Here is an 18,899-nt window from a genome sequence, read left to right as displayed (position 1 = left end):
GAGCGGGTACCCCGGCGGCAAGCCGCCGGGCAGGGAACGCCTTCGCTTCGCTCCGGCGGAAATACCGCGCAAGCGCGGGAATTGAATTACGCAAGCGGAATTCTAGCGGCAAGTCAATTCGCGCAAGCGCGAATTGACGGGATTCCCGCAAGCGGGAATCCGATGGCCGACTGGGAGGGGCCGGTGCATCACGCGGGGCACTGTGTAGGCCCAGGAATCTAGGACTATCCCCGCCCTCTCACGCTCCGTGACCTCACGCCCGGTCAAAGCCGACACCCCCTGTCGAGCCCGGTGGACTCCGCTTCGCTCCGCCCACTCTGGTCCTCCGTCAACTCCCGAACTAAAACTATCGACAAGGGGAAGCATACCCTACCTGAGTCGATCCACGCCGGATTGTTCGATGCATCACCCTTTAGTGTGAGCGCGACCGGGAGCCCTTGTGCATCATTCTGATGCACTGTGTAGCATCAGGGATCGTGTTCCACCCCAGTAAGTGGTTCGACCCTTGCTGCTCCCGGCTAGCAAATTCGGGGATGTGGCAGGACAGAAGCTTAGAAGAACGGCGGATTGGATGGCGGGTTATTTGTACCGGGAAGGGTGGGGAATTCGGTTCCCCGAACATCGACCCTTGCGTCGTACGGGCTATGAGCGGAGGCCAACCACCGGTATGGATCCGGCGGGGGCGGGGTCCGGAGGAGCCCCTGCCGGGGCTTCCGCGCGGCGTAGCCTCACACGTCCGGCGGAAGGGCAGTTGACCCGCCGTCCGGCCTGGCGGAGCGTAGCGGGCGCGGCGACTGCCGGATCGGCCGGAGGCCGATGCTGCCGCGCGGAGGGCGTGCCGCGAATGCCTGGGGCTGGGGGTACACCTGATGCGCTAAGAGGGATCTGACGTTTGCCCAGGTCAGGGGCATGGTCATGTAGCTAAAAGCGCAATTCGAATGTCACTTCCGGCGGTTGCGTTCCCCTATGGGGGAATCGGCCGGGGGTGGAGGGTTCGGCGTGGCGCCTTTCCCCTAGAGGGGAATCGCGGCTACTGTGCCGCGCGTACATCGTTCCCCTCTAGGGGAAAGTTCGAGGTAGGGAGGGGTATGGCCGCCCGAGTGAAGGCCGCGGTGAACACGGGCACCGGAGAGGTGCTGCAGCTGCAGCTGCTGGAGAAGGACAAAAACACCACCTACGACTGGTCGGGCGGCGGCCGGCACATCAACGTCGGCAAGGTGCTGGGGAAGTCGGTCTGGCGGGCCGACAGCGGGTACGACCAGAACGACCGCGACGTCTTCGGCTACTACCTGTTCAACTCGCCGGAGGGCGAAGCGCCTCTTCGCGAGAGCTTCCGGGAGATCGGGACGAACCTGGGGATCCGGCCGGCGCAGGTCAGCAAGTCGGTCGGCAGACTGAACGTGGGCGGCATCCTGATCGAGGCCGAGAAGATCGGCAGGGTGACGTTCTACAAGCTCAACGCCCGGGCAGCCTACGATGGCAGCGCGGTGGCGCAGCGTCTGGCGACGGCGTCCGTGCGCCACCCGGTGGTGCCGTGCCCGGCACCGAAGAAGCCCGCTCGGAAGAAGAAGGAGACCTCATGAGCTCCCCGGCCCCCGCTGAGTTCGGCGTCCGACTCCTGGAGGCGGACGAGATCAACTCCCTGCTTCTGCGGGCCAGCTCGCTGCCCGGCGCGGACTTGCGGATGCTGATGTACTTCGCGACCGCGGTGCCGGTGGGCGCGGCGGTCACCAAGACGACCACCGACATCGGCCGCGAGCTCGGGCTGAGCACCACCAGCGCGTCGCGGAGCATCGGCCGGCTCGCCGCTGGTGGCTGGCTGGAGCTCTCGCACTCTGCTGTGGGCAGCCGCTTCTACGTGCTGGGCCGGGTGGCTCTGGGCATCGAGGTGGACCAGGAGGACGAGGACGGGCAGTTGGCGCAGGTCCACCAGCTCCGGCCCCGGGCCTGAGCCCGCGTACATCGTTCCCCCAGAGGGGAAAGTCGCAGCTCATAGGCCATGTGGCCAACGGGTGGTCCTTCTTGGGAGCCCGGGTTCGTTCTGCTTCGGCCGGACGGGCCCGGGCTCTCGCGCGTACATCGTTCCCCTGGAGGGGAAAGCTGCTGGTCAGGACGGTGCGCTGCTGGCGGGCGGTAGCACTGGTGGTACCGGTTCGTTCTGCGGGGGCAGAACAAGGAGCAATGCGCGTACATCGTTCCCCCGGAGGGGAAAACAGCAGGTCAGAGCGGCACAGGGCCGGTTGACGTCATCACAGGGTTGATCAGTTCGTTCTGCTCCCGCAGAACGACGTCCGAGGGCCCGGCCCAGAACGCTCGAGGTGTTCTGGGCCGGGCCCTCGGACGTGCGGCCTGCCGGGTCAGGGGTGGGGCCGGCGGTGGCGGCCGGGCTGCCCGAAGGGTATGCAGGGCTCGATGATCGGGGTGAGCAGGAGCCGCTGGGCGTCCCGTTGCCGGCCGGTGAGCACCCGGGCGAACAACCGGGACAGGAGCGCCTGGCGGCGGTGGGCCCCGCCTTCGCATGCCTGCGCGCAGCCGTCGCAGTGCGCGCCGGTACCGGGGCAGTCGGGCGGGCAGGCGTAGCGGCGGTCGGCGTGGCCGAGCACCAGGGCGGGCAGCCGGGATGCCGCGCGGGCGGCCGGTTCGGCGTAGCAGCCGGTGCCGTCCAGGTAGGCGGCGGTGAGCCAGGCCTCGATGTAGACGCAGGCGTCGTGGTCGGTCTGGTCGGGCTCGTCCAGGAGGTCCTCGTCGCCGGGGCCGAGGGCGAGGTCGTCGAGCCGGCCTTCGCGGATCAGGCGGAGCACCTGGTCGCGGCGCGCGGTGCCAGGGGCAGTGGTGTTGTCCATCGGGTCGTCAGCCCCGTGCCTGGCAGTAGAAGTCCCAGCGGTCGCGTTCGAGGAGCAGCGAGAGGTCGAAGGCGGCCTGGGCCTGGGCGCGGTGGTCGGCGCCGGCGCAGGCCTGCGGGCAGCCCGGGATGCGGTCGGCGAGGCGGTCGAGGACCATCTCGTCGGCCTGGGTCGGGTCCAGGGTGGCGTTCAGGGCGCCGTGGCGGTGGTGGTGCTGGAGGTGGTGGAAGCGCTGGTGCAGTTGCTCGTCCAGGTCGTGGTCGTGGTGGCTGTGCCCGCAGTGGTGGTGCTGGGTCATGGTGTGGTCCTCGGTGTCGGTGCTGGTCGCGGGCGGGGTCAGAAGGACATGTCGATGTACTCGATGTCCCGGAGGCGGACCTTGAGGTTGGCGGTGCGGTTGCCTTCGTTGCGGAAGTAGGCGTCGGCGAGGGCTTCGCCGACCATGTCGGTGAGCTGGTCGTCGGTGGCGCCGGCTTCGCGGGCGGCGATGATGGCGGCCGCGTGGGTGCCGGAGATGCGCTGGGTGAGCAGGCGTGGGCGCGGGGAGTCGCTGGTGCCGGCTCCGGCGTCGAAGCCGAACACCGCGCGGGTGCTGATCGTGAACCCGGTGCCGGCCGCGCGCTGCCGGGCCTCGGCCCGCACGTCCTGCTGCCAGTGCTCGCAGGTCTCGTCCTCCAGCGCCTCCCGGGCGGCCGCACGCGGCCGGGTGACGGTTCCGGCGCGATAGCGCTGCACGGTGCGCTGGGAGACGCCCAGACGGGTCGCCAGGGCCTTCGTGCCGCCCGTCAGCTTCCCGAGCAGGAACCCGACCCGCCCCTGGGTGGATGCCGGGATCGGCTCGGTGAACTGGGCGCGCTCGGCGCGCTCCAGGCCGTCCGCGATCGTCCCGCGCTTCTCCCGCCCACCGGCGGTTTCGGCGCTTATGCCGTCTATGTCTTCGTTTATGTCGTCTAGCACCCGAGCAGCGTGAAGCGGTCCGCCTGTGGACAGAGTTCCGCCATTCCGAGCACAAACGGCCCTGAATCAGGGCAACTTGGAATGTTCCGGCGCAGCGGGGCGAGGTCCGGGGAGAATCCCGGTGTGACCGCTATCGCGCTGTACGCGCCGGAGAACCAGGACGTCGTCGAGCCGGGCCGGTGCGCCGTGCCGTGGGGTGTGTGCCCGGACCACGGGGGCACCCTGCGCTCGAACGTCGACCGCGGCAGCTGGTGTACGGACCCGGTGTGCTTCAACGCCTGGCCGTACGACCGTCTCGGCGCGCTGTGCCCGGAGCCGGCCACCCACACCGTCCGGGCCGACGACGGCTCTACCGTCTACGGCGTGTGCGACGGCCACGCCATCACCGCCCGCGCGCAGATCGTCGCGGGCCGGGTCCTGCCTGGCGCGCCGGCGGCTGGTTGAACGGGGCAGAATGCACGGGTGGGCCCGTTCCCGGCAGCTCCAATGCCGGGAACGGGCCCACGTGCTTCTCCTACCGGCTGTGCGGTTCCATGCCGTCGGCCATGTCGTGCAGGTGGTGGACCGCGTCGTCCCAGCCCTGGCCGTACCAGTACGGGCCGGTCAGCGCGGTCGGCTGGTGCGGGACAGCCGCCAGCTGTACGGCGGCCTGCCTCCACGACGCGGCGACCACCGCCCGCATCCGGTCGAACTCGGCGACCAGGGCGGCCAGCTCCTCGGCGGGCGGCAGGTCGGCCTCGCCGCCGGCGGCCAGGGCTCGGCGCAGTCCGTGTGCGGCGAGGCCGGCCAGGCGCTTGGTGTCCCCGTCGGCGTCGGCCGGGACGGCCGGCGATCCGGCGGCGTCGGCCCGGACTTCGTCGGCGTAGTCGTCCAGGGCCTTGCGAAGTTCCTGCGGGGACCAGACGGTCATGTTGCCGCGGTCGGTGCGGACCATCGCTTCGAGGCGCCCTCGGGCGTTCACCGCGGCCCCGTTCAGGCCGTCGGGGCGGCGGCCCACGGGTCCGGGACGGGCGTGGCGGTGATCCACCCGGTGGGCGTCTCGTACGCCATCTGCGAGGTGACGTGGCAGACGCTCGGCGTCTGGTCGCCGTCGAGCAGCACCTTCAGCCGCTGCCCGGCGGTGTCCACGATGGTGCCCTCGCGGCCGTCGTGGCGGATGCGGCCGCCGAGGTCGACGCGGATGCCGAGGCGGCTCTCCAGCGCGTAGTAGGTGCGGATGTGCTCGAGGTCGGCGGCCTGGCGCTCGTCGGGCCGCCGGCGGGCGGTCGCGAGGTGCACGCTGTTGATGTCGGTTCCGGTGACGGTGTGGTTCATGGTGGCTTTCTCCATCCTGGGGTCAGTAGGAAACGTCAATCGCTTGGATTCCGGTGAATTCGACTTCCAGGTTTTCGGCGCGTGATCCGCCGTTCTGGAAATAGATTTCCTGGAATCCTTCGGCCATGATGTCGCGCATCTTTTGGTCGCTGGCGCCTTCGTCCTGGGCGGCGAAGAGGCGGTCGGCGTACTCCGGGGGGAGGTGGACGGTCAGGTGCCGAAGCCTCGGCTCGTCGGTGGTGCCGACGGGGGCGGTGTAGCCGAAGTACGCCCACACCTCCACCGTGATGCCGGTGCTGGTGGCGGCCTTCTTGCGGGCCTGGCGGCGGATGCCGGGCTGCCAGACCTTCTTCAGCTCGCGCAGCAGGGCCTCGCGCAGCGCGGCGCGTGGGTGCTTGCGCTCGCCCTTGAGGTAGCGGCGCACGGTGTTCGGGTCGACGCCCAGGCGGTCCGCGACGGCCTTCTTGTCGCCCTTGGCGGCCTTGACCAGGGCCCGCATCTGGGCCTGCGCGGACTTCGGCAGGGCCTGCGTGAAGTGCTCGGGCGCGGCCCGGTCGATCGCGTCGGTGATCTCCTCCACAGCCCCTCCTACTTCCCGTCGACGGCGTTGGCGTCGTAGCCCTTGATGTGGCGGGCCGGGTTGACGGGCTGGTCGCGCTCCAGCCAGTCGACGACGGTCAGCATCTGCTGCACGCCCTCGACCTTGGACAGGCCCGGGGTGGCACCGAGGCGGAACGTGCCGGGCAGGACCTTGCCGCCGCCGGTGAGCGGCAGGAAGTCCAGCGGCGAGGCGCCCGGGGAGGCGTAGACGACGCAGTCGTTGTTCACGCCGAGCGGGTAGCGGCCGTTCGCCTTCGCCACGTTGGCCATCTTGCGGTGCATGTTCACCCGGGCCTTGGCGATGACCGCGGCCCGAATGTCCGGGCGCCAGGTCGGCCGCTCCAGCGCCGACCACGGCTCGCCGGACCTGTAGGTCAAGCCCTGCGGGCGCTCGCGCAGCTTGCCGATCCCGAACTTCACCGTCGACTTCACCGCAGAGAGCACCATGGCGATCTGGTGGTGACGCCACGCGGCCGAGGCGAGCTGGTCGTCCCCCAGCTCCGCCAGGTGCCCCAGACCCTCGACGGCCAGCGCGGTGCGCAGCGCGCCAAGGTCAGTACCCGCGCCTTTGAGGAGGCGGTGGGCGGTCATCGCGGCGAGGAACTGGCGCTCGTCGGCGTCCTTGTCGACGGGGATGCCGGCCTCGGCCATCGTGGTCACGTAGGCCTCGCGCAGGCGGTCGTGCCACGGGTCCAGGTACGCGCCGGCCTTCTCCCGCAGGTAGGCCTCGACCGGAGCGACGTCGTGACCGAGCTCGACCGCGTACGCGACCGTGGCGGTGGTGTACCAGGCCGGCCCCGTCGGCGGCTTGCCGGTCGAGGTGAACGGGGAGGGCAGACGCGGGTCGGCCGGGACGTGGGAGAGGTCGACGAACCAGGAACCCGGGACCTTCTTGTCGAAGACCGGCCGCTGGACGTGGACGGGGCCGGACAGGCCGACGGAGAGCCGGGCGGCGGCGGCGAGGTAGGCGGTGTTGATGTCGATGCCCACCGCGAACGGCTCGATCATCTCGGCCTCGGAGAGCGTCTCGACCGGGCGGATCCACTGGTACGACTCCTCGTCCAGGAACCCGCCCGTCCAGCCCTGCGCGGCCGGGTGCTCAGTCAGCACCTCCGGCGGCGCAGCCTCGTAGACCTCGGTCAGCGCGCCCGGGTTCGGCGCGGACACCCACCCGCCCGTCGCCTCGTCGCGCACCGCCCTCGTCGGCGGGCGCAGCGCGGTCATCAGCTCCAGGCCGCAGGTGGCGGTGGAACCGCGCGGGGTGATGACCCGCTGGGCGTAGATCCCGAGGACGCGGGCCAGGTCCGGGGCCGGAAGGTCCGCGGCCGCGCCCCAGGCCCGGGTGTCCAGGGCCCGCCACGGCAGGATCGCGAGCTGCACACACTGCCGGCGCCCGTCCTTGACCGGCCGGTAGATCCGCGCCCACGGACCGAACCCGCGCCGGGTGAGCTGCCACTTCGAGCGCGCCAGCGCCTTGACCACCTTGTGGTCCTCCGGCAGCCGCTGCGAGCGCCGGGTCGCCGGGTCGTCGTCCAACGTGGCCGGCAGCCCGAACTTCTCGGCCGCATCGGCGGTCAGCACGACCAGCGGGTCGCCGTCCCGACCGTTACGGTGCAGCCGCGCCGTACCCAGACCCGACTCCGTCAGCGCCCAGGTCACCAGCTGCGCCAGCGTCGTCGCCGGGCACTCCAGCAGCAGGCCGCCGACCCCGTAGGCGGTGCCGTCGCCGTCCAGCACCACGAGCGGCCCGTTCGGGAACTGCCCGTCGAAGTACGGCGCCGGCCGCGCCGCACGGCGCAGCACCGGCCCGCCCGGGCGCGCCGCGGCGGGCCGGGACGCCGGGACGGACGGCGCCTGCGGGACGTCCCCGGCGGTCTCCACCACCGCGTCGGCCGCGTCGGCAGCCGGCTCCGGCGCGCTCTCCACCGGCGCCGGGGCAGGCGCCGGGGCGAACGCGGCCGGCACCTGGTCGACCGTCGAGGAGGCCGGGACGCTCTCCGGGGCCGGGTACTTCGCCGCCCAGCCCTCCAACAGCCTGACGTACGCCTCCAGGCGCGGCGGCCGGGGCGCCGAACGGCCGTTCTCGTAGTTCTTCACCGTCTGCACCGTCGACTGCAGCACCTTCGCCAGCTGCGCCTGGGTCACCCCGGCGGCCTCCCGAAGGCGCGCACGCTCGGCCGGCTCCGGTAGCTGCGGCCCGGGCTCCTCCCCGGCCAGCAGCGCGTCCACCGCCGCGAAGAGTTCGTCCTGCGTGGGCATGAAGCCTCACCTCCAGGACCAACCTAACACATCATTAGCCACCTCGATTACCCAGTTTCATTGACCCATTAATTTAACCCTTGCTGAATATGGTTTTCAGATTGGCGCTCGCTGATCCCGCCAGTGCGCGAACAGCTCCAGCCAGTGCCACCGCGCCCGGCTCGGCACCGCCCACGCCGCAGACGGCAGTGCCCCCGCGAGGTCCTCGAGCACGATCCGTACCGCCAGGTCGAGCCAGCCGGCCATGTAGCCGTAGCGCAGCAACAGCTCCCGCAGCTCTTTCTCCGTCGTCGGCAGCTCCTCGCGCTCGAGCCAGTGCGCGCCGCGAAACTGCTCCGCTGTCAGCGGCCGGCTCAGCAGCACCGGCACCACCAACTCGGCGAAGGCACGGTCCCTGGCCTCACGGCGGCTCATGTCGACGGGGCCGCGCAGCCGCTGGTGGAGCTCCCGGGCTCCCTCGGTGGAATCGGCGACCACGACCAGGGCGCGGGGCACGGGGCTGTTGACCCCGTCGTCGGGCTCGCGCGTCACCCACACCCACCGCGGCGCAGGCCCGGCCACCAGCCGCGTCCGGTGCCGCTCGGCCTCCTCGTCGTCGCACAGCGGCCCGATCTTCGTCCACTCCCGCGTGCGGATCGCCGCCTCCCGCGTCACCGGCGCCCAGTACACGTACGGCAGCACCAGCCGCTCCTGCACCGCCCGCAGCCGCCGCTCGTACTCCTCGGCCATCAGCCCGAGATAGGCGAAGTCCTCGGCGTACTTCTCCAGCTCCACGGCCCCGGCGCGCCACAGCGCCCGGTGCAGGTCCCCCGCCAGGCTCTGGAACGTCCCCGACGGCAGGCGCAGCGCCACCTCCAGCGAGCCGAGCCGGGAGTTGCAGCGCCGGCACAGCGCACCGCGCACCTCGTGCGAGACGTGGTCGTGGTCGATCTGCACTGACGGCCTGGCGCACAACCCGCACCGCGGGTGCTTCGCCAGGAACGTGGCCTTCGCCTCGGCTGACATCTTCCGGTAGTCCACGCTGCCTCCAGGACGGGATCCACTCCCCCTCCGCCACGGTCGCAGGCGCCTCGGACAGGCCTCACCCGTTCGGTGTACAGGGCGAGGGTGGGCCGATCTAATCCATTTCCTGCCAACCTGTCAGAAATGGCATTCTGTGGACATGCCAGAGGTAGTCCCTCCCCCGCGTGACCCGTCCGCCGCCGGAGACTCGGCGGCCTTCCACTTCGATGCCGATCGCGTGGCCGCCGAGTTCCTGCGGCGCATCGCCGAGCTGAAGGCCATCGCCGCCAACCCCGTCCACCGGCAGCACATGGTCGCCCGGGTGCTCCTGGACGGCTGGGCCGTCCAGGAGCCGAGGGGCACTCGGCGCTCCCTCCAGCCGTTCCGGATCGGCGAGGACGGATCCGTCCACCAGCTCAGCCTGCAAGGCGCCCGCAACGTGGGTTTCAGGACCGACTGGGTGGTATTCGGCTCGGGCTCCCTGGAACAGCTGTGGGAAAGGACCGAGCGAAGGATCCCCAAAATTCGGGCGGCGATCGCGGCCGGGATCGTGTTCCACCACCCCGACCTGGTGGAGGCCGTCGCCGACCTGGTGGCGCTGCACCACGTCCGGACCAACCGCCAGCACCGCCACTTCCGGCACTGGCTCGAGCAGCACCGCCCCGAGCTGGACCTGGCGTTCGCCCGTCTCGGGCACACCGGCGACCTGCCCGACGACGACCAGCTGTTCCGCGTGGCTGCGGAGCAGCTGTTCGCGTTCACCCGCAGCTGGGTGTCCACCGGGTCGGTGCAGATCATCACCCCGCAGCGGCCGCAGGACGAGTTCCTGATCAGCGACGCGGCCACCCTCACCGTGCGGCACCTCCACCGCGGGGACGTGCCCGACGAGTCCGGGGTCCCGCTGGCGCAGGCCAACTGCCTGTTCCTGCCGATCGGACCCAGGCACGTCGCCGCGATCGGCAGCGAGTCTGGGTACCTCCAAGCCCCCGCGCGGATGGTCCGTGGGCTGAACAACCGCCAGTTCGCCCATTGCGACGAGGTGGTCTTCACCCGCCCCGGCAGCCCCCTCCAGCGGTCCCTGAGCGATCAGCGCCGCCCCGCCGGCCCCTACCGGCGCGAGCAGGCCCCTGCGTCCGGATAGACGGGCGCTGCCGTCCCCGTCCCGCCCGCCGGCAGGATCTGGGCAACGACCCAGGCGGCTGCCAGGATGAGCCGATGGACGACGAAGCAGGCCCCAGCCGGGCCGACCAGGTCCGCCTCTACCTCGACACCTTGCAGGCCCGCATGGACCCCGACCAGTTCCGGATCCTCGGCCGGCTCCTCACCGGCACCGTCGCCGGCCTCGCCTCACCCACCGGCGACGGCCGCATCGACCTCGACGACGACGACCAGGTCCACCTCACCCGAGAGGTCAAACAGGAGCTCCTCGCCGTCCTGGGCATCGTCGCCACCGGCACGATGGAGCAGCACATCGTCGACCTCGGCAACGGCTCCATGACCGTCATGGACCCCGACACCGCCGCCGACCCAGACGCGGTCCAGCAGATGCGCGACTGGGCCACCCGGGAGCGCCGCGAACGGGAGCACACCGACGCCGTCCTGCGCGGCATCGCCGGAGCCTCCACGTGGTCCAGCCCTGCGCCGTACCGGGCGGCCCGATGCGCGTGGGCGACGCCCCGTCAGCATGTGCCGTAGAATGACCATGTGCGCGGGGGTGCATGGAGGAAAAATATGTACACCGCACTCATTCACTGTTCGGCCTGCGGTTCGGCCGATGTGCGCAAACTCCGCAAGCCGGACGGACGCCGCACCCACACCTGCCTCCGCTGCGACAGCACGTTCGCGCCCTACTACTGCCCACGCTGCGGCTCAGGCCGCGTCGACGGCTCCGCCGGAATGTCCGGCGCCCGCTTCCGGACACCGCGCACCACCGTCCGCTGCTGGGACTGCGAGGCCACCATCCCCGCTCCCGCACACCCCCACGGCAACTGACCGGCCCACCACGGTGGGGCCCGGCGATCCTTCCCGGTCGCCGGGCCCCACCTTCGCGCGCCGCGCCTACTCCGCGTCGGCCTCCGGCGGAACCGGGTCCGAACCGCAGCGGGGCCCGCCCTTCCGGGTCCCGCGGTCGCGCAGCGCGCGGACGGCGAGGACGGTGTTCGCCGCGCCGGTGGCGATGAGGCCAAGGTTGCGGACGAGGGCGGCGAGGTAGTCAGCCTGGGGGCCGGCCGGGTCGGTGAGGGCTTCGGCGAGGAACTGGAGCACGGGCGTCATCGCGCCCTCCTTCGGGAGAGGAGTCGTCCTTCACCCCTTCGAGGCGCGCGGAGTCCACTGGACAGGACCCGGGCGCGAGAAACCTGTACGGCCTGGGGCTTCCCTCAGGATCAGGCGCCGAAAATCGGTCCTGATATTGGTCGGCTCCGGGCTGGTCCGGCGCGGGGGCGTGCCGGACCAGCGGGGTTGTCAGCTCAGGCCGGCGTACTCCTCGAGGCGGTCGGCCAGGCGGCGGTCGGGGCAGGAGACCAGGCCGTCGGTGTCGTCGCCGGTGTGCATCACCAGCCGGTCGACCTCGCGGGCGAGCGCGCCGACGGGGGCGGCGGCCGCGGCGGTGCGGGTGTCCATGGCGATGGGGGCGGTGCGGAAGTAGTCGGGCATCGTGGGGACCGCGGGGGCGGGGACGCCGGGGGCGAGGCCTTCGGCGGCCTGGACGGACTGCTCGAACCACAACCGGGCCTCGCCGATCTCCCCGCGGCCGAGGTGGTGGAGGTACAGGCACCAGGCGGAGATGCGGTCGCGGGCGCCGGCGCCGATCTTCCACCAGAACTCCGCGCTGACCGGGTGCCCAGCCAGGTAGAGGACGCAGCCGAAGAGGCGGAAGCCCTCGATCTCCTGGGTGATGTCCTCGACCCGGCCCCGGTGGCGCGGGCGCCGGCGCCCGGAGCCCGCGGCGGCCGGCTGCTCGACCAGGTCCGCGAGGTCGGCGAGCGCGGCCAGGTCGGCGATCCGGGCGAGGGGCGTGGTGCTGAGCTCGGTGGCGACCACCGCCTCCAGGCACTGCCGGGCCTGCTGCTGCTCGGCCCACCAGCCCGGCGGCGGCTGCTGGCCGCGGCGGATCCGGGCGACGTCGGCGGAGATGCGGCGCAGCTCGGCGGGGACGTCGAAGGTGTCGTCCGGCTCGGTGCCTGCGGGTGCGGTGGGGGTGGGGATGAGGTCGTGGAGGAGGTGTTCGGGGTTCATCGGTCGGCTCCTTCGCGGCGGGGGCCGGGGACGGCGGCGGTGCGGCGCAGGACGTGGCGGTCGGTGAGCAGGCGTTCGAGGCCGGTGAGCGCGCGGCGGTGGTGGTAGTCGACGGTGCGGGGGTGGATGCCGAGGATCTGGGCGGTGTACTCGGCGGTGTAGCCCATGGTGGTGCGCAGGATGAAGGTGTCGCACTGGCGGGCGGGCAGGTCGGCGAGGGCGGCGTAGAGGCCGGCGCCGCCTTCGACGCGGGCGAGGGCCTGGTGCATCTGGTCGAGCGTGCGGCGGGCCTGGCGCAGGCGGGCGGCGAGTTCGTTCTCCCGCCGCAGGCGGTGGACCCGGTACATGACGGCGCCGGTGAGGACGTCCCAGGTGTGGGCTTCGAAGTCGGGGCCGGCGAGGACCTGGTCCCAGTTCAGGGCGAGGTGGGTGAAGACCTCGCGCACCACCTCGTCGCCGACCGCCTGGTCGCCGAGCATCTCGGCGGCGTAGCGGCGGAAGCCCTTGTTCTTGACGAGGAAGTAGGCCTCGAAGTCGAGCGGGAGGTCGACGGGCTCGTGCACGGCGGGGCCTATCCCGTTGCCGGTGAAGGTGTCGTCGTTCATCGGGCCGCTCCCGCTCGGGACAGCGCCGCGGCGTCCGCGGCGCCGGGTGCCGGTCGTCGGCGGTCGCGGGTGCGGACAGGCCACCCGAGGGCGGCGGCCGTGTCATGGTGGACGTCCATCTGACTCTTTCGGTCGGATACGGCGTCAGGTCCTGCACGCCGAGGCAACGTTGTGGTCTACCCCCACACAACCAAATGACCCTGCCCGTTCACGCATACGGCCCCACAGCAATCTCACCCTAAGATCACAAATAGAAACCCACAGTGATGGGCGATTCGAAGGGGCGCATCAACTCCAGCCCCGGACAGGCCAGTCGGACATCCCTTTCCGCATTCAACTAAGCACGAAGCGTAGCGATTGTGAGCGGCATCACTTCTCCGTGCTCCGACTTCCTGACCGAGTCGATCGCCGGCCGGCAGCTCGTCCCCGCCGCGCACGGGACCCTGATCGCCCGCCGCCGCCCCGGCCACCTCCCCGGCCGGCGGACGGACCCGGCCCCGCGGCAGCCGCTCATCCGGGCCGAAAATCTGCTCGTCAACCTTCGGGCCGCGGCACGCCGCCCGCCGGGCGACGGACCACCACCGCCCCGCAGCCGGCTGCTAGCCGTAGACCATGATCACCACGAACTGGCGGCGCCGCTGCGCCACCGCGCTGACCGCCACCGCCCTCGCCCTGCTCACCGTCCCGGCCCAGGCCGCCCCCGCCCCCACCGCCGCACACCGCGCTGGCGAGACGCTGACCGTGCCCCTGCTGGAGGCGATCGAGGCGCTGCCCGTCGCCGACGAGGACCGCACCGGCTACGTCCGGACCGCCTTCAGGCACTGGATCGACGCGGACAAGGACGGCTGCAATGCCAGGAAGGAGGTCATCCTGCGCGAAGCCGTCGAGGCGCCGCAGATCGGCCCCGGCTGCTCGCTGACCGGCGGGGCCTGGTACTCGATCTACGACGGCGTGGTGGTCACCGACGCCTCCGCCCTCGATGTCGACCACGTGGTGCCGCTCGCCGAGGCCTGGGACAGCGGGGCCTCGGCCTGGAGCGCGGCCGAGCGCCAGGCCTACGCCAACGACCTGGACGAGCCCCGCGACCTGGTCGCCGTCACCGCCCGCTCGAACCGCAGCAAGAGCGACAAGGACATCGCCGAGTGGCGCCCGATCGAGGAGGAGACGTGCGACTACCTCACCCGCTGGACCGTCTCCAAGACCCGCTGGCGCCAGAGCGTCGACACCAAGGAGAAGACCGTCCTGCGCGACCTGGGCGCCACCTGCCCCAACGAGCCCCTGACCATCACCCTCGCCCGCTGACCCCCCCAACCCGACACCCACACCCAGTAGGCCGTAGACCGGCACCACCGACACCGAACTGGGGCGGCCGCCACACCCCCAGGGCGGCGGCCGCCAGCCGTGCGGCGGGTCCCCCTACCGCTACCCGAAGGCGACAACGACGTCCGGCTTCTCCCCGCCGACGACGGTCCCGGGCGCGGCGGTTGTGACGGTGCCGTCCCCGGCGGGCAGCCACAGTTCGGCGGCGCGGGGGCGGTGCGCGCCGCCGCGCCCGGTCGCGCGGACCTTGGCCCGACGACCGGTGAGCTGACCGAACCCGTCCCCGAGGCCGGACCACCGGGACGCGGAGACCTCCAGGCGCAGGTGGGCGCCAGGCCAGGGGCCGGGGGTGATCAGGACGGTGCCGGTGCGGCGCAGGCGGGCGGCGAGGCGGTCCAGGGCGCGCGGCGGCAGGCCGGTGGGGGTGGCGGCGAGGACGACGGGGCAGGCGGCGGCGAGCGCGGTGATGACCTCGGCGGTGTGCTCGCCGGGGTGGTCGGCGACGATGAGGCGGCGCAGGTCGAGGCCGTAGCCGGCGGCCGCGGCGAGGCCGAGGTCGGGCAGGCCGACGGCGGCGGTCCAGGCGTGCGGGTCGGCGGTCGCCGGACCGGCGGCGAGCGCGAGCAGCAGGCTCATGTCGGTGGCCTCGGTGATGGTGCCCTTCGCCAGGCCGCCGTGGGGCAGCAGGCCGGCGAGCGGGGCGAGCACTGGCAGCGTCGCGGCCTGGGCCTCGCGGGCCCGGGTCGCCGGTGATGTCGCCTCCAGCAGGCTGGCGAGCCGTGCCTGGCGGTCGACGCCGTGCCGGATGTCGGTGGCGGCCGGGGCCTTCACGCGCCGCCCGCCCGCTCCGCTGTTGCCTGCGCGCCGGTCGGGTGCCCGGCCGGCGCCGGGTCGGTGGCCTCGGGCAGGGGACGGAGGACGACAGGGTCGGCGATCACCCAGGCCGCATGCTTGTCCTCGCCCCAGCGGGCGTGCGCGATCCACGGCAGACCTGGGCCCGGGCGGCGGCGGGCCGTCACCAGGGTCGAGCGCCACAGCCCTCCGGCGCGTAGCCAGGCCAGGCGCCAGCACCCGTCGGCGCCGTCCGGATCGGGTGCGCCCGCCAGTTCGCCCGGCACGGCGACCGCGTCCCTCCACCGGCCGAAGTACGGGGCTGCGGCCGGCGGCGCGGCGGTCGGCTCGGGCAGCGGGCGGATCCGCTCGGAGTCGAACAGGAACCAGCCCCAGCCCTGCCCGCCGGCCGCCGGGCCGTCCTCGGCCCAGCGCACGTGGACCACCCACATGGCGGCGCCGGGCGGGCGCCGCCACACCGTGAGCATCCCTGGCAGCCATGCGCCGCCGATCCGGATCTCCACCAGCCTCCACCGGCGCACATCGCGGTAGTAGCCGGGCAGGGTCATCAGCTCCCGCGGCGCACGCTCGGCATCGCCCGGTGTTGGCTCGGAGCGCACGGGGCGGGAGAAGGGAACGGCTGCGGTCACACCTCCAGATTATCGCTCGAATGTTCGATTGCCTGCTCGGGAGGCCGCTCCATCGCAGGTCACGCCCTTGTGTGCCGAAGCGCGATAGACGTCACCTTTGCACGCTAACTGTCACCGAGATCGTCTCGGAGGCCACCGCCACGGCGGTTGGCCGACGGCCGGAGGCAGCGTCGGCTTGCCCCGTACGGTTCATGGCTGGCAGGGGGTTTGGGTGCTGAGCACCGCCGGGTCGGCGAGCGACGGTCCGCCATAGCCGTTCCCGAACCGTCGCCTTGGCTTGTGCAGACGCCGGAACGATTGGGCGGTTGGCCAGATTTCGGTGTGTCTGCGGGAGTACGGTGTCGGTGCGATCGCCAGGGGGCGGCAGCAGGAGGAGGCGCGACGTGGGGCAGTGGTTGGCTCGGGTGCCGTTGGAGGGCGGGGGCTCGATCCTCATCGAAGCGGCCGATCCTGAGGTGGGGCCGGTGAAGGCCGGTCGGCTCGGGGAGGCGATCCGGGACTTGCCGACGGGATTGAGTACGGCCCTGGAGCCGGTGACGGATCTGGCGCGCACCGTGCTGCGCCGGTTGCGGGACGCGGGGCCGGCGGAGGTGGAGGTCGAGTTCGGTGTCGATCTCGCGACGGAGGCCGGGGTGGTGATCACCAGGACGGCGGCGAACTGTCATCTGACGGTGAGGATGGTGTGGCGCGGCGACGAGTCGGGCGCGGCGCCGACCGGCACCGTGTCGGCCTGACCCGGTGAGCGCCGCGGGTGGCGGTGGCCGGCCGGGCCTGACGGCATCCGTCGCCCAGGTCCGTGACGGGGCCGGGGCGGTGGTGGGGGCGGGGTTCCTGGTGGCCGGGGATGTGCTGGTGACCTGCGCGCACGTCCTGGCGGACGGCGGGTACGGCCCCGGGGACGTGGTGGAGCTGGTCTTCCCGCACGCGCCCGGGGCCCCGGCGGTCACCGGCAGGGCACTGGAGAACGGGTGGCGCGAGCCGCAGGAGCAGGACGTCGCCCTGGTACGCCTGGACCGTCCGGCGGGGGCCCCGCTGGTGTTGGGGTCGGCGGCGGGCACCCGCGGGCACCGGGTTCGCTCGTTCGGGTTTCCCCGGCAGGCCCCGCCCGGCGGGAGCTACGGGTTCGCCACGGCCGGCGAACTGCTGCCCGGGGTCGACAGCAGCGGTGAGCTGCTGCAGCTGACCGAAGCCAACGACCTGACCCTCGGCTTCAGCGGCGGGCCGGTCCTGGACGAGGTGACCGGCCTGGTCGTCGGCATGCTCACCGCGATCACCGCCCCCGACTCCTACACCCGGGGCCAGGGCATCGCCTACGCCACCCCGACCGCCGTCCTGCGCGAGGTGTGGCCCACTCTCGGCGAACAGGATGTGCAGCCGTATCGGGCCCTGGAGCCCTTCACCGCCGAACACGCCCGCTGGTTCCGGGGCCGCGAGAACGCCGTGCGCCAGGTCCTGGCGGGCCTCGCCGGGAGGCGTCGGGTCGTGCTGCTTCTCGGCCCCTCCGGCTCCGGCAAGTCCTCCCTGATCCAGGCCGGGGTGCTGCCCGCGCTGGCCGAGGGCCGGCTGCCGGGAAGCGACCGCTGGCGCCAGGTCCTCACCCGCCCGGGTCCGGGCCTGCCGGCCGGACTCGTACAGGCCGGCCTGGCCGATGCCGACCCCACGGGGACCGACCGGCCCGCCGCCGCCCCGCCGCCCACCGGCCCGGCCCACCAACGCACCGTGCTGGTCATCGACCAGTTCGAGGAACTCCTCGCCCCTGACCACCGACCGCAGGCCCTGGAGGCGCTCCAACGGATCACCCGGGCGATCGACTCGCACATCGCCATCAGCGTGGTCCTCGTGATGCGCGACGACTTCTACTCCCGCCTGTCCGCCCTGGCCCCCGATCTGCTGCACACCGCACTGCACGCGCGGGGTGTGCTCAACGTGCCCGCCACGCTGACCGGCGCGGAACTGGACGCGATCGTCACCGGCCCCGCCCGCGACCTGGAGGTGAGCTTCGAGGACGGACTGGCGCAGCGCATCGTCGCCGACGTGATGGCCCTGAATCCCCACCTGGCACCGGCCGACGAAGCGCCGGTCACCGTGCTGCCGCTGCTGGAAGTCGCGCTCCACCAACTGTGGAGGCTGCGCTCGCAGTACGACGGGCGTCTCACCCACGACGCCTACCGCCGCCACGGCGCCGTGACCGGCGCCCTGGCCGACTGGTGCGACAGCGCCCTGCGTGAACTCGACGAACGGCAGAAGCCGATCGCCCACAGGGTCCTGACCGCCCTGGTCCGTCCCGCCGACGAGGCCCTGCGGATCCCGGCGGTGCGCCAGCAGCTCCCGCTCGACGAACTGCGCGACCTGGCCGCCGATGACAGCACACCCGAGGCGCTGCGGGCCGTCGACGAGGTCCTGACCGTCCTCGCCCGCCACCGCATCGTCACCACCGATCGCCTGCACGAGCCCGCACAGCCCGGCGGCGGCGAGGGGATCCCGGTGGCCGAGCTGATCCACGACGCGCTCATCCGCGACTGGGAGACCCTGCGCGGGTGGGTCGAGCAGGACGCCCGGTTCCACGAATGGCTCCACCGCACGCGCGTGCAGCACGCGCGCTGGCAGCAACAGCGCGACCCCCGGGGCCTTCTCGGCGGAACCGACCTTGCGGAAGGCCTCGACTGGATGCGCCGCCGCCGCCTGCCGGCCGACCTCAGAGCCTTCGTCGACGACGGCCACCACCGCCAACAGACGGCCGCCCGACGCAGCAGGCTTACCATCACCTTCCTCGCGATCTTCCTCGTGGTCGCCATGATCGCCGCAGGTCTTGCCGTCTGGGAGCGGCAGACCGCGGTCGGGGCCCAGCACGTCGCTCAGTCCCGCCAGCAGGTCGCCCAGTCCCGGCAGCTCGCCGCTCAGTCCGCCGCTGTGATCGGTGCCGACCCCGATCTCGCGTCTCTCCTTGCGGTCGCCGCCTACCGCACGAGCCCGACTTTGGAAGCCGTCGCCAGCCTGAGCGCCGCCGCGAACCTTCCTTTGCGCAACCGCCTCACCAAGGGCGGCAACTTCGCCGGGTACTCGGTGGCGTTCAGTCCCGATGGGCATACCCTCGCCACCGGCGGCGATAACACCGGCAAGGATCGCAGGGGAAGGGCAAACCTGTGGGACGTGGCCACCGGGCGGATTGTCGCTAGTCTCCCCGACTACGCGGGCGAGGTGACGTCGGTGGCGTTCAGCCCTGACGGACATACCCTCGCCACCGCCCACAGCCTCACTAACGACAATGTCGTGCGGCTGTG

22 protein-coding genes are annotated in these 18,899 nt (G+C 72.2%); 9 read left to right on the top strand and 13 right to left on the bottom strand.

Annotated features, from left to right (window positions below; translation table 11 throughout):
- The first annotated feature begins 1,088 nt into the window (after positions 1 to 1,088).
- Both ACFXAM_RS15420 and ACFXAM_RS15415 read left to right on the top strand, forming a co-directional pair.
- Positions 1,089 to 1,583 carry a transcriptional regulator gene (locus tag ACFXAM_RS15420; RefSeq protein WP_380291306.1) on the top strand — a complete coding sequence of 165 codons (495 nt, stop codon included), beginning with the start codon at positions 1,089 to 1,091 and terminating at the stop codon, positions 1,581 to 1,583.
- On the top strand, positions 1,580 to 1,951 hold the full coding sequence (locus ACFXAM_RS15415) for a MarR family transcriptional regulator (protein ID WP_380291304.1): 372 nt from the start codon (positions 1,580 to 1,582) through the stop codon (positions 1,949 to 1,951). The genes ACFXAM_RS15420 and ACFXAM_RS15415 overlap by 4 nt, the downstream gene beginning before the upstream one ends.
- 406 nt (positions 1,952 to 2,357) lie before the next feature.
- Here ACFXAM_RS15415 and ACFXAM_RS15410 read toward each other — a convergent pair whose 3' ends face one another.
- From ACFXAM_RS15410 to tpg (ACFXAM_RS15400), 3 genes are read right to left on the bottom strand one after another with little or no spacing between them, the layout of a single operon-like run.
- A complete protein-coding gene (locus tag ACFXAM_RS15410; protein WP_380291302.1) occupies positions 2,358 to 2,843 on the bottom strand; it encodes a hypothetical protein in 486 nt (161 codons plus the stop codon).
- Positions 2,844 to 2,850: 7 nt separating this feature from the next.
- Positions 2,851 to 3,141 (bottom strand): hypothetical protein, encoded by a 291-nt coding sequence (locus tag ACFXAM_RS15405; protein WP_380291300.1) that lies wholly within the window; start codon positions 3,139 to 3,141, stop codon positions 2,851 to 2,853.
- A gap of 38 nt (positions 3,142 to 3,179) precedes the next feature.
- Positions 3,180 to 3,800 (bottom strand): telomere-protecting terminal protein Tpg, encoded by a 621-nt coding sequence (tpg, locus tag ACFXAM_RS15400; RefSeq protein ID WP_380291299.1) that lies wholly within the window; start codon positions 3,798 to 3,800, stop codon positions 3,180 to 3,182.
- Between the two features lie 123 nt (positions 3,801 to 3,923).
- Here tpg (ACFXAM_RS15400) and ACFXAM_RS15395 point away from each other — a divergent pair, with 123 nt between their 5' ends.
- Positions 3,924 to 4,244, top strand: a complete 321-nt coding sequence (locus ACFXAM_RS15395; protein ID WP_380291297.1) for a hypothetical protein — start codon at positions 3,924 to 3,926, stop codon at positions 4,242 to 4,244.
- Between the two features lie 70 nt (positions 4,245 to 4,314).
- Here the strand turns inward: ACFXAM_RS15395 and ACFXAM_RS15390 are convergent, their stop codons facing one another.
- The 5 genes from ACFXAM_RS15390 to ACFXAM_RS15370 all read right to left on the bottom strand — a co-directional run bounded on the left by ACFXAM_RS15390 (position 4,315) and on the right by ACFXAM_RS15370 (position 8,993).
- Positions 4,315 to 4,734 carry a hypothetical protein gene (locus tag ACFXAM_RS15390; RefSeq protein ID WP_380291295.1) on the bottom strand — a complete coding sequence of 140 codons (420 nt, stop codon included), beginning with the start codon at positions 4,732 to 4,734 and terminating at the stop codon, positions 4,315 to 4,317.
- Between the two features lie 38 nt (positions 4,735 to 4,772).
- Complete coding sequence (locus tag ACFXAM_RS15385) at positions 4,773 to 5,114, bottom strand: hypothetical protein (protein WP_380291293.1); 342 nt, start codon at positions 5,112 to 5,114, stop codon at positions 4,773 to 4,775.
- 22 nt (positions 5,115 to 5,136) lie between these two features.
- A complete protein-coding gene (gene tpg, locus ACFXAM_RS15380; RefSeq protein WP_380291291.1) occupies positions 5,137 to 5,694 on the bottom strand; it encodes a telomere-protecting terminal protein Tpg in 558 nt (185 codons plus the stop codon).
- A gap of 8 nt (positions 5,695 to 5,702) precedes the next feature.
- Positions 5,703 to 7,973, bottom strand: coding sequence for a telomere-associated protein Tap (tap, locus tag ACFXAM_RS15375; RefSeq protein ID WP_380291289.1), 2,271 nt, complete (start codon positions 7,971 to 7,973; stop codon positions 5,703 to 5,705).
- Positions 7,974 to 8,069: 96 nt separating this feature from the next.
- On the bottom strand, positions 8,070 to 8,993 hold the full coding sequence (locus ACFXAM_RS15370) for an endonuclease domain-containing protein (RefSeq protein ID WP_380291287.1): 924 nt from the start codon (positions 8,991 to 8,993) through the stop codon (positions 8,070 to 8,072).
- A gap of 142 nt (positions 8,994 to 9,135) precedes the next feature.
- Between ACFXAM_RS15370 and ACFXAM_RS15365 the strand changes: the two genes are divergently transcribed.
- From ACFXAM_RS15365 to ACFXAM_RS15355, 3 genes are all read left to right on the top strand, one after another.
- Positions 9,136 to 10,116 (top strand): DUF4238 domain-containing protein, encoded by a 981-nt coding sequence (locus ACFXAM_RS15365; protein ID WP_380291285.1) that lies wholly within the window; start codon positions 9,136 to 9,138, stop codon positions 10,114 to 10,116.
- Between the two features lie 74 nt (positions 10,117 to 10,190).
- Positions 10,191 to 10,670, top strand: coding sequence for a hypothetical protein (locus tag ACFXAM_RS15360; protein WP_380291283.1), 480 nt, complete (start codon positions 10,191 to 10,193; stop codon positions 10,668 to 10,670).
- Between the two features lie 36 nt (positions 10,671 to 10,706).
- Entirely contained in the window at positions 10,707 to 10,967 is a 261-nt protein-coding gene (locus tag ACFXAM_RS15355) for a hypothetical protein (RefSeq protein WP_380291281.1), read from the top strand.
- 66 nt (positions 10,968 to 11,033) lie between these two features.
- On the opposite strand, the gene ACFXAM_RS15350 is transcribed toward ACFXAM_RS15355, so the two are convergent.
- The 3 genes from ACFXAM_RS15350 to ACFXAM_RS15340 form a co-directional block, all read right to left on the bottom strand.
- On the bottom strand, positions 11,034 to 11,249 hold the full coding sequence (locus tag ACFXAM_RS15350) for a hypothetical protein (RefSeq protein ID WP_380291279.1): 216 nt from the start codon (positions 11,247 to 11,249) through the stop codon (positions 11,034 to 11,036).
- A 189-nt stretch (positions 11,250 to 11,438) separates the two neighbouring features.
- Positions 11,439 to 12,212, bottom strand: a complete 774-nt coding sequence (locus tag ACFXAM_RS15345) for a hypothetical protein (RefSeq protein WP_380291277.1) — start codon at positions 12,210 to 12,212, stop codon at positions 11,439 to 11,441.
- Positions 12,209 to 12,817 (bottom strand): RNA polymerase sigma factor, encoded by a 609-nt coding sequence (locus ACFXAM_RS15340; RefSeq protein ID WP_380291276.1) that lies wholly within the window; start codon positions 12,815 to 12,817, stop codon positions 12,209 to 12,211. The genes ACFXAM_RS15345 and ACFXAM_RS15340 overlap by 4 nt, the downstream gene beginning before the upstream one ends.
- 612 nt (positions 12,818 to 13,429) lie before the next feature.
- On the opposite strand from ACFXAM_RS15340, the gene ACFXAM_RS15335 reads away from it, so the two are divergent.
- Positions 13,430 to 14,119 carry an HNH endonuclease family protein gene (locus tag ACFXAM_RS15335; RefSeq protein ID WP_380291274.1) on the top strand — a complete coding sequence of 230 codons (690 nt, stop codon included), beginning with the start codon at positions 13,430 to 13,432 and terminating at the stop codon, positions 14,117 to 14,119.
- 120 nt (positions 14,120 to 14,239) lie between these two features.
- Here the strand turns inward: ACFXAM_RS15335 and ACFXAM_RS15330 are convergent, their stop codons facing one another.
- Together ACFXAM_RS15330 and ACFXAM_RS15325 are read right to left on the bottom strand one after the other, a co-directional pair.
- A complete protein-coding gene (locus tag ACFXAM_RS15330) occupies positions 14,240 to 14,968 on the bottom strand; it encodes a hypothetical protein (protein ID WP_380291272.1) in 729 nt (242 codons plus the stop codon).
- Positions 14,965 to 15,618, bottom strand: a complete 654-nt coding sequence (locus ACFXAM_RS15325) for a hypothetical protein (protein WP_380291270.1) — start codon at positions 15,616 to 15,618, stop codon at positions 14,965 to 14,967. The genes ACFXAM_RS15330 and ACFXAM_RS15325 overlap by 4 nt, the downstream gene beginning before the upstream one ends.
- A gap of 383 nt (positions 15,619 to 16,001) precedes the next feature.
- On the opposite strand from ACFXAM_RS15325, the gene ACFXAM_RS15320 reads away from it, so the two are divergent.
- Positions 16,002 to 16,352, top strand: coding sequence for a CU044_2847 family protein (locus ACFXAM_RS15320; protein ID WP_380291268.1), 351 nt, complete (start codon positions 16,002 to 16,004; stop codon positions 16,350 to 16,352).
- A 4-nt stretch (positions 16,353 to 16,356) separates the two neighbouring features.
- Positions 16,357 to 18,899, top strand: a 2,543-nt coding sequence (locus ACFXAM_RS15315) for a trypsin-like peptidase domain-containing protein (RefSeq protein ID WP_380291266.1), incomplete at its 3' end; no start/stop codon positions are given.

It is taken from the genome of Kitasatospora sp. NPDC059462, assembly GCF_042749955.1.
Lineage (GTDB): Bacteria > Actinomycetota > Actinomycetes > Streptomycetales > Streptomycetaceae > Kitasatospora.
This window is presented reverse-complemented; position numbering and strand designations above follow the sequence as displayed.